Source organism: Flavobacterium ustbae, from assembly GCF_003946915.1.
GTDB lineage: Bacteria > Bacteroidota > Bacteroidia > Flavobacteriales > Flavobacteriaceae > Flavobacterium > Flavobacterium ustbae.
In genome coordinates this window covers 116,988-131,337 of sequence record NZ_RPOC01000003.1, presented here as the reverse complement: position 1 = coordinate 131,337, position 14,350 = coordinate 116,988, and the positions used below count along the sequence as shown (strand labels likewise).

General features: G+C 34.8%; 8 protein-coding genes. 6 read left to right on the top strand and 2 right to left on the bottom strand.

Annotated features, from left to right (window positions below):
* Positions 1-36 precede the first annotated feature (36 nt).
* The 4 genes from EG814_RS06305 (at position 37) to EG814_RS06290 (ending at position 7,800) form a co-directional block, all read left to right on the top strand.
* Positions 37-1,545: a sodium:solute symporter gene (locus tag EG814_RS06305; protein WP_125720036.1), complete on the top strand. Its 1,509-nt coding sequence runs from the start codon at positions 37-39 to the stop codon at positions 1,543-1,545.
* 73 nt (positions 1,546-1,618) lie between these two features.
* The gene (locus tag EG814_RS06300; RefSeq protein ID WP_125720034.1) at positions 1,619-4,612 is read left to right on the top strand and encodes a glycoside hydrolase family 3 N-terminal domain-containing protein; all 2,994 of its coding nucleotides are present in this window, start codon (positions 1,619-1,621) and stop codon (positions 4,610-4,612) included.
* A gap of 138 nt (positions 4,613-4,750) precedes the next feature.
* Positions 4,751-6,022: an acyltransferase family protein gene (locus tag EG814_RS06295; protein WP_125720032.1), complete on the top strand. Its 1,272-nt coding sequence runs from the start codon at positions 4,751-4,753 to the stop codon at positions 6,020-6,022.
* Positions 6,023-6,309: 287 nt separating this feature from the next.
* Positions 6,310-7,800, top strand: a complete 1,491-nt coding sequence (locus EG814_RS06290) for an aminotransferase-like domain-containing protein (RefSeq protein WP_125720030.1) — start codon at positions 6,310-6,312, stop codon at positions 7,798-7,800.
* Positions 7,801-8,063: 263 nt separating this feature from the next.
* Here the strand turns inward: EG814_RS06290 and EG814_RS06285 are convergent, their stop codons facing one another.
* Positions 8,064-10,205: a catalase gene (locus tag EG814_RS06285; RefSeq protein ID WP_125720028.1), complete on the bottom strand. Its 2,142-nt coding sequence runs from the start codon at positions 10,203-10,205 to the stop codon at positions 8,064-8,066.
* Positions 10,206-10,481: 276 nt separating this feature from the next.
* Between EG814_RS06285 and EG814_RS06280 the strand changes: the two genes are divergently transcribed.
* Positions 10,482-10,934: a hypothetical protein gene (locus EG814_RS06280; RefSeq protein ID WP_235830921.1), complete on the top strand. Its 453-nt coding sequence runs from the start codon at positions 10,482-10,484 to the stop codon at positions 10,932-10,934.
* 15 nt (positions 10,935-10,949) lie between these two features.
* Positions 10,950-13,526 carry a DNA ligase D gene (gene ligD, locus EG814_RS06275; protein WP_125720026.1) on the top strand — a complete coding sequence of 859 codons (2,577 nt, stop codon included), beginning with the start codon at positions 10,950-10,952 and terminating at the stop codon, positions 13,524-13,526.
* Here ligD and ku read toward each other — a convergent pair.
* Positions 13,523-14,302 carry a non-homologous end joining protein Ku gene (gene ku, locus EG814_RS06270; RefSeq protein WP_125720024.1) on the bottom strand — a complete coding sequence of 260 codons (780 nt, stop codon included), beginning with the start codon at positions 14,300-14,302 and terminating at the stop codon, positions 13,523-13,525. The genes ligD and ku overlap by 4 nt on opposite strands.
* Between the last annotated feature and the right edge of the window lie 48 nt (positions 14,303-14,350).

Genomic DNA, 14,350 nt, shown 5'->3' with positions numbered 1-14,350 from the left:
AAATTTGTAAAAAACCAAAAACTACCAAATTATAAAATGACACCAAGTACCATTCTTATTTTAATTATAATTTATTTCGGAACCTTATTTTATATCTCGCACCGAGTGAGCAAGAAAGACAGCGGAAATGAAGCTTTCTTTACAGCCAATAAAAATTCAAAATGGTATTTAGTTGCTTTCGGAATGATTGGAACCGCACTTTCAGGAGTGACTTTCATATCGGTTCCTGGAGAAGTTGGCGCTGCCAGCGGAGAGCAATTCAAATATTTTCAGTTTGTTTTGGGTAATGCATTAGGATTTATTGTTATTACAAAAGTATTGCTGCCTTTGTATTATAGAATGAATCTGACTTCTATTTATGGTTATATAGAACAAAGAATGGGATTTTTTAGCTACAAGACAGCCGCTTCTATTTTCTTAATCAGCCGAACGATTAGCTCAGCGTTTAGACTTTATTTGGTTGTAATTGTTTTACAGCGTTTTGTGTTCGATTTTTATAATATTCCGTTTGCTTTTACAGTTTTAATTTCGCTACTGCTTATTTTCTCATATACCTACAGAGGCGGATTAAAAACGATTATTATTACCGATACTTTACAGACTTTCTTCTTAGTGACTTCTGTTTTCTTGACCATTTATTTTATTTGTGATCAAATGGATTTAGGTGCCATTACCGCTTTTGAAGAAGTAAAAAACAGCAATTATTCTAAGATCTTTTTCTTTGAGGATTTTATGGGAAGTAAATTTCATTTCGTCAAACAAATTTTAGGCGGAATGTTCGTAACTATTGCCATGACAGGTCTGGATCAAGATTTAATGCAAAAAAATCTGAGCTGTAAGAACATTGGAGAAGCACAAAAAAACATGTTCACTTTTACGGGAATTTTTGTCATCATCAATATTTTCTTTTTGAGCGTTGGAGCGTTATTATACATCTACGCCAACAAAAACGGAATCGCTGTTCCGACAGATTTAGTGACAGGAAAACCAAGAACCGATTTATTATTTCCAGAAATTGCTTTAAATCATTTGGCACTTGTTCCTGCAATTGTGTTTTTATTAGGAATTATTGCGGCGACTTTTGCTACAACAGATTCGGCTTTAACGGCTTTGACAACTTCTTTCTGCGTTGACTTTTTAGGAATGGACAAAGCAGAAAACAGTCACAAGAAAAACACCGTAAAAATTAGACATTTGGTACACATCAGTTTTTCTGTATTAGTGTTTTTTATCATCTTGGTTTTTAATGCCATAAACGACAGCTCAGTGGTTGGAATGATCTTCAAAGTGGCTTCTTATACTTATGGTCCATTATTAGGATTATACGCTTTTGGCTTATTCCAAAAATCAAGAAATGTAAACGACAAATTAGTGCCGATAATCTGTTTATTGTCTCCATTTTTCACTTATATAATTAATGAAAATTCGAAATTTTTATTTGCAGGATATGTCTTTGATAATGAATTAATTGTACTAAACGGATTAATAACGTATCTAGGATTATACATTACAAGCTCTAAAACGAGCGAGAAAATAAGTTTCTAATCCAGCTTATCAACATTGATGAATCAATTTGGATTTCCTACTTAAATTCAAATTGATTTTAAAAAATAATTATATGAAAAATTCATTTCTAAAAATCAGTTTATACGCCACTTTTGTATTTTTAATAACCAATTGCGCTTCTAAAAAAAATACCGTAACCGATGCCAAAAAGGATATTCCTTTAAAAGACACCGTTGTTTACGTTCAAAAAAATAGTGCCGAGAAAAAAACTTTCTTTAAAGATTCTGATCAAGAAACCGCTTGGGTAGACAGCATTTACAATAAAATGACCGTTCAGGAAAAAATCGGACAGTTATTTATGGTTTCTGCCTATTCGAATAAAGATTCTGTACACGTTAATCAGATTAGCAAACTGATTGAAGATTATAAAATAGGAAACGTTATTTTCTTCCAAGGCGGACCTGTTCGTCAAGCAAAATTGACCAATTTATATCAGTCTAAAGCAAAAGTGCCTTTAATGATCGGAATCGATGCCGAATGGGGATTAGCCATGCGTTTAGACTCTACTTATCGTTATCCTTGGAACATGACTTTGGGCGCGATTCAGGATTTGAGCTTAATTGAAAAAGTGGGAAGAAATATGGCTGCCGAAAATAAACGAATCGGCGTTCATTTCAACTTTGCTCCTGTTTTGGATATTAATACCAATCCTAAAAACCCAATTATCGGAAACCGTTCTTTTGGTGAAGATAAAGTAAATGTCAGTGAAAAAGCGATTGCCTTAATGAAAGGAATTCAAGGAAATGGCGTTTTCTGTACAGGGAAACATTTTCCAGGTCACGGTGACACTTCAACCGATTCGCATCATGCCTTGCCAATAGTTAATTTCACTAAAGAAAGAATGGATTTAGTCGAATTGTATCCGTACAAAAAATTATTCGACGAAGGTTTGGCTTCTGTAATGGTCGCGCATCTTAATATTCCGAGTTTAGAATCACAGCCACACTGCCCTTCTTCGGCTTCTTATAATGTGGTTACCAATCTGCTACAAAAAGAATTAGGTTTCAACGGATTGATTTTTACAGATGGTTTAGCAATGAAAGGCGCAGCCAATTTTAAAGGTCCTGGAGATTTGGAAATTGCAGTTCTTTTAGCTGGGAATGATATTTTACTTTGTCCAGAAAATGTGCCTGTAGCTTTCCAAAAACTAGAAGTGGCTTACAACGAAAAAGTAATTACTGAAGAAAGATTAGCGCATTCGGTTAAAAAAATATTGCATTTCAAATATAAAGCGGGCTTAAACAAATACAAACCAATCGATTTAAATAATTTGTATGAAGATTTAAATCCAACGCAAAATGATGCGCTGCATTATAAATTATATGAAAATGCCATTACCGTTTTAAAAAATGAAAAAGAAATCCTTCCGATAAAAGATTTAAGCGAAAAAATTGCGTACATCAAATTGGGTGAAGATACCAATAGCACTTTTGTTTCGACTTTAAAAAAATATACCAATATTACAGAAGTCAAAGACAGCAATTTGGACAGTCTGAATAAGGAACTGAGAAAATTTGACAAGGTTATTATCAGTTATCATAAAGTAAATAAAGCTTGGGAAAAACAAGAATTTACTTTAACCGAAATGCTTTGGCTGAAAGAAATTGCAAAACACAACGATGTAATTCTAGACATTTTTGCAAAACCGTATTCTCTATTATCTATCAAAGATTTTGATGATATTGAAGGATTAGTAGTTTCGTATCAAAACTCAGATATTAGCCAAGTGGTTTCAGCAGAATTGCTTTTTGGTGCCATCGCAGCCAAAGGAAAACTGCCTGTTTCTATTAATGATTTCTTTCATGTAAATGATGGTTTAACGACCAAAAAACTGAATCGTCTAGCTTTTACAGCTCCAGAAAATGCTGGAATGAATCCTGCCATTTTATCGAAAATAGATTCTGTCGCCCAAAAAGCAATTGACGGAAAAATGGCTCCAGGAATGCAGGTTTTGGTAGCGAGAAAAGGAAACGTAATTTTTCAGAAATCGTACGGAACGCAAACCTATGATAACGGTAAAAAAGTAACAGATAGCGATTTGTACGATGTGGCTTCGATTTCAAAAATGATTTCGACATTGCCAAATGTGATGCAATTGTATGATAAAAACAAAGTAACGCTAGATACTCCATTAAAAGATATGTTGCCGTTTTTTGCCAAAACCAATAAAGAAAACATCACTTTCAAAGATTTGCTAAACCATTACGCGGGACTTCAGGCTTGGATTCCGTTTTACAAAGCGACATTAGACAGCAACAATCAGCCTTCTGAAAAATATTATAGAAAAATAGCAGGCCCTGACTTTACAACTAAAGTTGCCGAGAATCTTTATATTCGAAATGACTATCACGATACGATTATGAAAATCATTGCGGATAGTCCGATTTCTCCAAAAAAAGAATACAAATACAGCGATTTTACATTTATCATTTTAAAAGAATATTTAGAAAGAAAAACGCATAAAAAATTGGAAGATCTTAGCAAAGAAAACTTCTACAGCACATTAGGAATGAACAATACGCTTTATAATCCGCTAGACCGATTTGACAAAAGCAGTATTGCTCCAACTGAAATTGACAATTATTTTAGGCATCAGACTATTCAAGGTTATGTGCACGACATGGCAGCCGCAATGGAAGGCGGAGTTGCAGGCCACGCCGGAATTTTTTCGAACAGTATGGATGTAGCCAAAATGATGCAGCTTTTTCTACAAAAAGGAAATTATGGCGGCGTTCAATATTTTTCGCCTCAAACTTTTGATGCTTTCAATACGTGCTATTACAAAAATGAAGGTGTTCTAAGAGGTTTAGGTTTTGATAAAAGAGTCCACAAAGGCGGTCCAACTTGCAATTGCGTTTCAGAAGCAAGTTTCGGACACACTGGTTTTACAGGAAACATGGCTTGGGCAGATCCAGAAACCGAAATTGTCTATGTTTTTCTATCCAACAGAACCTATCCTGAAGTGGTAAACGACGAAAATAAATTAGCAAAAGGAAAAATTAGAGAAGAAATTCAGCAGATAATTCAAGATGCTATAGTAAAATAAAAATTCCAAATTTTAAATTGCTTAGCCTGTTCGCTATCGCTCGAGTCCAAATTCCAAATCTAAAATTCCAAATCCCAAATCCAAATTCCAAAATCTGAAATCTGAAATATAACATCTAAAATATAAAATATAAACCCCATGACAAAAGAACGTTTAACCTCACTCGATGTCTTTAGAGGATTTACCATTTTCCTGATGACCATCGTTAATAATCCGGGAAGCTGGTCATCTATTTATCCGCCTTTAGAGCACGCCGAATGGCATGGCTGTACGCCAACCGATTTAGTTTTCCCGTTTTTTGTTTTTATAATGGGAACAGCGATTCCGTTTGCAATGCCAGTAAAACATTTTGACGGAAATGTTTTCAATAAAATCTTAGTCCGCTCGCTTCGAATTTTCTGCTTAGGATTGTTTTTAAGCTTTTTCAGCAGAATTCATCTTTTTGGTTTAGAAGGAATTCCGTTATTAGGGCTGAGATTAGTAATTGCTTTTGCAGTGGCTTACGCACTTTTAGGAAACTTCACTATGAAAGTAAAAACTATTCTTGCCGTAGGGATCTTTATAATACTAATTGGGCTTTCATTTAGCGGATTAGAACATTTTGAAGACACGAGAATTCCTGGCGTTTTACAGCGAATTGCAATTGTGTATTTCTTTACTTCAATTTTGTATTTAAAAACCAATTTAAAAACACAGCTTTTAGTTTTAGCGACACTTTTAATCGGATATTGGCTTTTAATGGCTTTTGTTCCCGTTCCTGGATTTGGTGCCGCTAATTTTGATAAAGGAACCAATTTGGCAGCTTGGGTAGACGACACGCTTTTAAACGGTCATTTATGGGCATCGTCTAAAACTTGGGATCCAGAAGGAATCTTGAGCACGCTGCCAGCCATTGGAACTGGAATTTTAGGAATGTATATCGGACAGCTTTTAAACTTATCTGCTACTAAAATAGAAATCGTAAAAAAGACAGCTATTACAGGAGTTGCGTTAGTAATTGGCGGTTTAATTTGGAACATCTTTTTCCCGATCAACAAATCACTTTGGACAAGTTCTTATGTTCTATATACAGCGGGAATTGCGACTATTTCATTGACATTTTTATATTTTATAATTGATGTGAAAGGTTATAATAAATGGACGAAATTGTTCTTGATTTGGGGCGTAAACCCAATGATTGTCTTTTTCTTTTCTGGAATAATTCCGAGAGTTTTAAGTTCGATAAAAGTAGCCAACCCTGAAGCTGCTGGAGAAGAGATTGGACTTCAGGCGTACATTTACGATCATGCAATTGTGCCTTGTTTTGAAAATCCGATGAATGCTTCATTGGCTTATGCTTTGTCTTATGCTGTTTTCTGGTCGTTCATTTTGTGGATTTTCTATAAAAAGAAACTGATTTTTAAAGTTTAATAATCTTTTTATTTTCCAGCAGGTTACATTTAATCTGCGTACATCTCCTTTTATCTTTTTAAATCTGCGTGAAAAAATCTGTACGCAAAATATTTCACGCAGATTTAAAAAGATTTTAGCAGATTATTAGATTTTATTTATTTCAAAATAATTTCAACTGGACTAACGTAATTATTTGTTAGTTATGATTTCTGATACTTGTATAATGGAAACTGCTTTTCTTTTTCCTGAAAATTTTGAGAAAAGCAGTATCTTGCCGTACTAATCAAAGTATCAGATTTTAAATTATGGATAGTCCGGTTGAAATTCCTTTTAAAAGCTTTATTCAGCTTAAACCAGAAGAAAGCACTGCAATATACCTGCAGCTTGTTTTTGAGTTTATCAAAGCCATACAAACGGGTTTTCTTCCTGAAGGCACCAAACTTCCTGGTACAAGAATCTTGTGCAAAGTCCTTTCTGTTAACCGAAATACTTTAATCAAAGCTTTTCAAGATTTAGAATCTCAAGGCTGGATTGAAACACTTCCAAATAAAGGAACTTTTATTTTATCACAGCAAAAGCAAAAAAACGCAGCAGAATTTACGATTTCGAAAGAACAAAATATATCCAAAGACAATGTCGGTTTTAGTTTTCAGCGTTCGACCATTCTCGAAAATCCGTTAGAAATCAGTACTCTTCCGCATCAATTTAATGACGGAATGCCCGATTTAAGATTAGTGCAAACTGATGTTTTGGCTCGGTTGTACGTTTCTAAATTAAAAAGAAGAAAAACGTCTAAAACCTATGAGCAAATAGAATTTCGTTCGCATTTGAATTTTAAAACGCACTTTTCTAATTATCTCAATCTTACGCGAGGCATTCGTATTTCGACTTCAAATCTGCTTACCGCAAGCAGTCACGAAATTGCTTTGTATCTCGTGACTAAAGTCCTTATCGCTCCTAGCGACAAAGTGGCGGTTGCTTCTCCAGGCTATTATATGTCAAACATGACGCTGACCAATACTGGAGCGCAAATTATTTCTATTCCTGTAAATGAGGACGGAATTGACACCAAACGACTGAAAGAAATCTGCGAATCGACACAAATTCGGGTTTTGTATTTAACATCCAATTATCATTATCCGACGACTATTTCGCTTAGCGCGAAAAAAAGAATCGAAGTGCTGGAATTGGCTAATCAATACGGTTTTGTGATTCTGGAAGACGACTATGATTTTGATTTTCATTACGATAATAATCCCGTTCTACCTTTAGCCGCTTTTGATTCGAATCAGAAAGTGGTTTATATTGGTTCTTTCGGAAGATCGCTTCCGTCTGGTTTCAGTTATGGTTTTGTTGCCGCTCCTGCAGAATTTATAAAAGAACTCGAAAAACATCAAAATATTCTAGAACCAAGAATCGATGTGCTGAAAGAACAAGTTTTAACCGAATGGATTACGGAAGGCGAAGTCCACCGTCTTTCTAAAAAAAACAAAAAAATCTATAAAGAACGCCGTGATCATTTTGTTGCTTTTTTAAATGAAAAGCTAAAAGGCAATATAAAATTTAAGGTTCCGCCTCGAGGTTTAGCAATTTGGGTAGAATGGCTGGATCATTTTAATCTGATACAATTTCAGAAAGAATGTGCAAATCATGGTTTGTTTCTGCCAAAAACTATTTTGTATCAAACCAAAGATCTTACTGCAACCCGCTTGGGATTTGGACATTTGGAAATGGAAGAAATGGAAAAGGCAGTTTCTATTTTGGATGAATGTTTGGAGATTGTTTTGTCTAAATGATTTATTTTTAACACATAGAAACATAGCTTTTAGAACCGTGTAAAAGACGTTTCACTTCTCTTAAATGCACATAGAAAAGAGGCTAAATTTATAATTAGCCTCGTTTTTAATTTCGAATCTAAAACATAGCCCAAGGTTTCAACCTTGGGTACACAATGGGGGATTCCTCTATGCGAAACCAAGGTTTAAAAAGATTGTGTTGAAATTTCTTATGTTCCGATCAAAAAAATGGCTGTCTTTTGGGACAGCCATTTCTTATTTTATTAAATATTTTTTTCTCTTTCCCAGAAACGGTGTCTTCCTAAAGCCTTTATAAAAGAAACATTTAAGTTTTTATCCGAATGATTTTCACTCAATAAAATTCCTGGATCCTCTTTTATATCGCTGTTGTTTTTTATAATCTTTGCTCCTTCGCCTTCTGCCGCAATAAATTTGCAGTGATGGTACGAGTCATTCAAAAACTCTTTTACTTCTTTAATTTTTGAAAGGTCAGCAATTCCTTTTCCTGACGGAATAAAAACGCCATCAAAAAGTACAGATGCCGCGATTTTATAAGTCTGTTCTACTGGAATTTCTGTGCCTTCCTCAGAAACAATTGTTCCTAGATGCGGTGCTATAATGACCGCTTTTGCTCCAGCATTTTTCAAGGCTGTTTTCATCACTTTAACCGAATCTGCATTTACGCCTTCATTACATAAAAAAGCAATTTGTCTTGTTGCAATCGTATTAGAAATAGTCGGATTTTTAAGCATGCTTAAAGCATCTGATGGCACTATATTCTGGTTTGCTTTACTAGGTTCTTGATTTCCTTTATCATCGGCTCCTACACCGTGATTCATTGGCTTTTCAGGATTTTTTGGAACTGGAATTCCTAGATTTTTAGCAACCTTTGCCGCTAAATTAGCATCGACTTGATTTAAAAGTCCGAGCATTCTTTCTCGAATGGCTACAGTTTCAACTTTTCCAAGTTCAAAAGACAAAGCGCTCACAATATGATCTTGTTCAATTGGCGTCTGACTGTTATAAAAAAGCGCTGCTTGACTAAAATGATCTGAGAAACTTTTGCTTCTTTCTCTCACTTTATGCGCATCTACACGTTCGTTAAAACTCGTAAAACCACCTTGATCCATTTTTGCCTGAAAAGGGCATCCGCCACCTAAAGAATTAGGATGATAACTTACTTTACCAACAGCGATTTCTTGGCGCATGTGCCCGTCTCGCTGGTGGTTATGCATCGGAGCGATGGTTCTGTTAATTGGAATTTCATGAAAATTTGGGCTTCCTAATCTAGACAACTGAGTATCGGTGTACGAGAATAACCTCCCTTGCAATAACGGATCATTTGTAAAATCAATTCCTGGAACAATATGTCCTGGATGAAAAGCAACTTGCTCTGTTTCTGCAAAAAAGTTATCGGGATTTTTATTCAAAACCATTTTTCCGATAATCGTTACGGGAACCAATTCTTCTGGAATTAATTTTGTCGGATCTAGTAAATCAAAATCATATTTATGTTCGTCACTTTCGGGAATAATCTGCACTCCTAATTCCCATTCCGGGAAATTTCCTTCTTCTATAGCTTCCCACAAATCTTGTTTATGAAAATCTGAATTTTTCCCTGATATTTTCTGCGCTTCATCCCAAGCCACTCCGTGTGTTCCTAATTTCGGTTTCCAATGGAATTTTACAAAATGAGCTTCATTTTTATCATTAACAAATCTAAAAGTATGAACACCAAAACCTTCCATCATTCTTAAACTTCTTGGAATCGCTCTGTCGCTCATGACCCACATAATCATGTGCATGGATTCGGGCATTAGCGAAATAAAATCCCAAAAAGTATCGTGTGCCGAAGCAGCTTGCGGAATTTCGTTATGCGGTTCTGCTTTTACAGCGTGAATCAAATCGGGAAATTTCATGGCATCTTGAATAAAAAATACCGGCATATTATTCCCAACCAAATCAAAAACACCTTCTTGAGTATAAAACTTTACGGCAAAACCACGAACATCTCGGGCTAAATCTGTAGATCCTCTTGAACCCGCAACAGTAGAAAATCGAACAAAAACAGGTGTTTTAATACTCGTATCGTTTAAAAAACCTGCCTTAGTATATTTTCCCATCGGTTCATAAAGTTCAAAATAGCCATGAGCGCCAGAACCTCTTGCGTGTACTATTCTTTCTGGAATTCTTTCATGGTCAAAATGAGTGATTTTTTCTCTTAATATAAAATCCTCTAAAAGAGAAGGTCCTCTTTCTCCAGACTTTAAAGAATTGTTGTTGTCATTAATTTTAACCCCTTGATTAGTTGTTAAAAATTCGTTCTCAGCATGTGATTTATTAAATTCTAAATCACTCTGTTTTCCATCAGCATTGTCTTGGTTTGTTTTTTTTGAATTTTTCATTTTTTGTTTGATTTTTTACAATTTATCATTCAATGAACTAGTACATTTCCTATTTGGCTGTGAGGCATTTCTCAAAAAATAGACTAACAAAGTTAAATTGGTTTGAGAGCTAAAATTTATACAATTAAAGTTTAGGCTTACAATATTTGAATCATAACACAAATTAAATCAACACATTACTTATAATTATATAAGTACAAGTTTTAATCCTATAACAGAAAAAAGCTTTCTAAAAGTAACTTTGAGATAGAGTTTCATTTCAAACAAAAACGACTTATGGTTTTATATCTAATTATACAATTAATATTTGTTGCAATTGGGGCGACATCGGCAATGACTTGGTTTAGTTATGCGATGTCGAAAAGCTTTAGAGAATTGTATAAAGAGCCTGTTTTATTGAGTTTTGCTCTGCAAAAAACAAATATCAGCCTTTCTAAAAAAGTACAAAATACTTGGGCATGGCTGATACATTACATTATTGGTTTTCTATTTGTTATGGGATATCATATAGTATGGGTAAAGGACATTTTACCAATTTCGCCACTAAGTGCACTTATTTTAGGAGCTATCAGTGGTGTAATTGGAATACTCAGTTGGATAGTTATATTCAAAATGACCAATCATCAACCCCCGATTGATTTTAAAGGTTATTATATTCAACTGTTCTTTGCCCATATTATTTTTGGAGTTGTCGCGACGGCGCTCTATGCCATTCCGCTCATGTTTTAATACCCGCAAAAGCTTATGTCACTGTCCAAATACAACGAGAAAAGAGATTTTAAACAAACTCGCGAACCAAAAGGAAAGATCGAAAAATCGGCAAGCGAATTGATTTTTGTTGTGCAGAAACATGCTGCCTCTCATCTTCATTACGATTTTAGACTGGAAATGGATGGTGTTCTAAAAAGTTGGGCAGTACCAAAAGGTCCATCGTTGGATCCAGACATAAAACGTCTGGCCATGATGGTCGAAGATCACCCTTATAGTTATAAAGATTTTGAAGGAACAATTCCAGAAGGCAATTACGGCGCAGGAAATGTAATTGTTTGGGATAACGGAACTTATACTTCTGACGAAAAAACGGCTTCTGACGAAAAGCAATTATTGAAAGATCTTGCAAAAGGCCGTTTGAGTTTTATTCTAAAAGGCAAAAAACTAAAAGGTGAATTTTCGTTAGTTAAACTACATGGAAAACAGGAAAATGCTTGGCTTTTAATTAAGAAAGATGACAAGTATGCTTCTGATGCTGATATTTTAGAAAAAAATAAATCGGTTATTTCTAAAAGAAGTCTGGAACAATTGGAGAAAAACTCCGAAAAATTGGCTTCAAAAACAAAAGAAAAATCTTCGGCGAAAACGACTAAAAAGAAAGAAGTAAAAAAAAAGTCTGACACAAAAACAGAAAAAGCTGAATTTCTAAAACCGATGCTTGCCAGCGTTCGTGAAAAACCTTTTGATGATGATGAATGGATTTTTGAAAATAAATACGATGGTTACAGAACCATTGCCGTTGTTAACGAACAGAAAGTTGATTTATTCAGCAGAAACGAAATTTCTTTCAATGAAAATTTCAAACCTATTGCCGAAGAACTCACCAAAATAGATCATAATGTGGTGCTGGATGGCGAAATTGTGGTTGAAAATGAAGCCGGAAAAGCAGAATTTCAGCTGCTTCAAAATTATATGAAAACCGGAATTGGCAATCTTAAGTATTATGTTTTTGATTTATTGAATTTGGATGGGAATCTCATTACCGAATTATCGCTTTTGGAACGAAAAGAACTGCTTAAAATTCTCTTTAATAAATATTCGTTTTCGAATGTTTTCTATTCGGAGCATACAGTCGGCGACGGAATAAAACAGTTTGAAAAAGCGGTTAAAAATAAAACGGAAGGCATCATTGCCAAAAGAGCCGACAGTAACTATACCGTAAATCGAAGAAGTACCAACTGGCTGAAAATAAAAACAGCAAATGAAGAAGAAGCGATCATTATCGGCATTACCGAACCTAAAAATTCGAGAAAATATTTTGGCGCTATTCTTTTGGGACAATATGACGGTAAAAAACTGCAATATATTGGCAAATGCGGTACTGGTTTTACAGAAAGCACATTAAAAGATTTATATACCAAATTGAAGCCTCTTTTTATTGCTGCATCTCCGCTTGACGCGAAAATTCCGATACGAGACAAAATTCAGTGGGTAAAACCAAAAATCGTTTGTCAGGTTAAATTTTCAGAATGGACACAAGATCAACATTTAAGGCATCCCGTTTATCTCGGCATACGAATAGACAAAAAAGCTGAAGAAGTTCTTCTGTCTTTTAAAAATGAAACTACAGCAAAACTAAACCAAAAAGAAATGACAACTACAAAAGAAAACAAAACAGCTGGCAAAACAGAAAATGATTTCGATTTGAAAGTTGGAAAAACAGTTTTACATCTTACCAATCAGAATAAAGTTTATTTTCCGAAGGATAAAATCACGAAAGGAGATATTGTACAATATTATGACGAAGTTGCAGAACTGATTCTTCCTTACTTGAAAGACCGCCCAGAATCGATGAACCGTTTTCCTAACGGAATAGATGGACCTAGTTTTTATCAAAAAGATGTAGATGTCGATAAAATTCCGAAATGGCTTAAAACCAAAAAGATTTTCTCTGAATCAAACAATGCCGATATCGATTATCTCATTTGCAACAACAAAGAAACATTGCTTTATATGGCTAATTTAGGCTGTATCGAAATGAATCCGTGGAATTCTACCATCAAACATATTCACAATCCAGATTGGCTCGTAATTGATTTAGATCCTGCAAAAGACGATTTTAAACAAGTGGTTCAGACTGCGTTGGTTGTAAAAGAAGTTTTAGACGAATTGGAAACCGAATGTTTGTGCAAAACATCAGGCGCTTCTGGGCTTCATATCTACATTCCGCTTGGCGCGCAATATGATTATGATTCTATAAAAATCTTAGGCGAATTGATCGCAAAAGAAGTGCAATCTAGAATTCCAGATATTACCTCTGTGGAGAGAAGCATCAAAAAAAGAAACAACAAATTGTATATTGACTTTTTGCAAAACAGACGCGGACAAACTTTGGCAGCGCCTTACTCTGTTCGACCAAAACCTGGCGCAACGGTTTCAACTCCTTTAGAATGGAGCGAAGTGAATGAAAAACTGCATCCATCGCAATTTACCATCAAAAATGTTTTGAAACGTTTTGAGAAAAAAGGCGATTTATGGAAACCCGTTTTATCTAAAGGAGCCAATATTAAGAAGATTATTCACAAACTAGAAGAAAGTCAGAACAGTTAAGACGATTTTTTCTTTTTAGTTTCTAAACTTGCTTTTAGCATCGACATTAAATCGTCGCTTTGTTTGTGCACAACTTTTAATTTTGGAGCTGCTTTTTGCGGTTTTCCTTTGGCTTTCTTTTTAATAATATCCAAAAGCTTAGCGGTATACTCGTCTTTAAAACCCGAAATATCAAATTTCTCCGTCAGTTGATCGATTAATTTTTCGGCCATATCCATTTCTTTTGTAGATTTCTTAGACATTGGCGGAAGCTTTAATTCTTCGGTGCTTCGAATTTCCTGTTCAAATCGAATTCGGTTTAAAACAATAACATTTTTGTATGGTTTTAAAATTGCCAGACTTTCTTTATTTCGCAGTACAAATCTCGTAACACCAACTTTTCCTGAAGCTTCGAGTGCATCACGAAGTAATCCGTACGCATTCATCGCGCCTTTGTCGGGTTCAAGATAATAAGGCTGTTCGTAATAAATACTTTGGATTTCTTTTTCGAAAGCAAAACTTTCAATGTCAATTGTTTTGGTTTTAATAGCATCGGCGGCTTCAAAATCAGAGTCTTCTAGAATGACATATTTATCATCCAGTTTGTAGCCTTTTACAATATTTCCAAAATCAACTTCTTTGCCCGTTCCTTCATTAACACGTTTAAACTTGATATTGGCATGATCTTTCGCGTCAAGCATATCCATATCTAAACTGCTTTCCTGCACTGCCGAAAACATCTTTATCGGAATATTAATTAATCCAAAACTTACCGAACCTGTCCAAATTGATCTCATGGCTTTTGTTTTAAAAATTGAACTTCCAATTTAGTCCATCTAAAAAAC

Coding starts and splice junctions, on each gene's coding strand:
- EG814_RS06290 (WP_125720030.1), top strand. CDS start 6,310: ATGGATAGTCCGGTTGAAATTCCTTTTAAAAGCTTTATTCAGCTTAAA.
- EG814_RS06305 (WP_125720036.1), top strand. CDS start 37: ATGACACCAAGTACCATTCTTATTTTAATTATAATTTATTTCGGAACC.
- EG814_RS06285 (WP_125720028.1), bottom strand. CDS start 10,205: ATGAAAAATTCAAAAAAAACAAACCAAGACAATGCTGATGGAAAACAG.
- EG814_RS06280 (WP_235830921.1), top strand. CDS start 10,482: ATGGTTTTATATCTAATTATACAATTAATATTTGTTGCAATTGGGGCG.
- EG814_RS06300 (WP_125720034.1), top strand. CDS start 1,619: ATGAAAAATTCATTTCTAAAAATCAGTTTATACGCCACTTTTGTATTT.
- ligD (WP_125720026.1), top strand. CDS start 10,950: ATGTCACTGTCCAAATACAACGAGAAAAGAGATTTTAAACAAACTCGC.
- ku (WP_125720024.1), bottom strand. CDS start 14,302: ATGAGATCAATTTGGACAGGTTCGGTAAGTTTTGGATTAATTAATATT.
- EG814_RS06295 (WP_125720032.1), top strand. CDS start 4,751: ATGACAAAAGAACGTTTAACCTCACTCGATGTCTTTAGAGGATTTACC.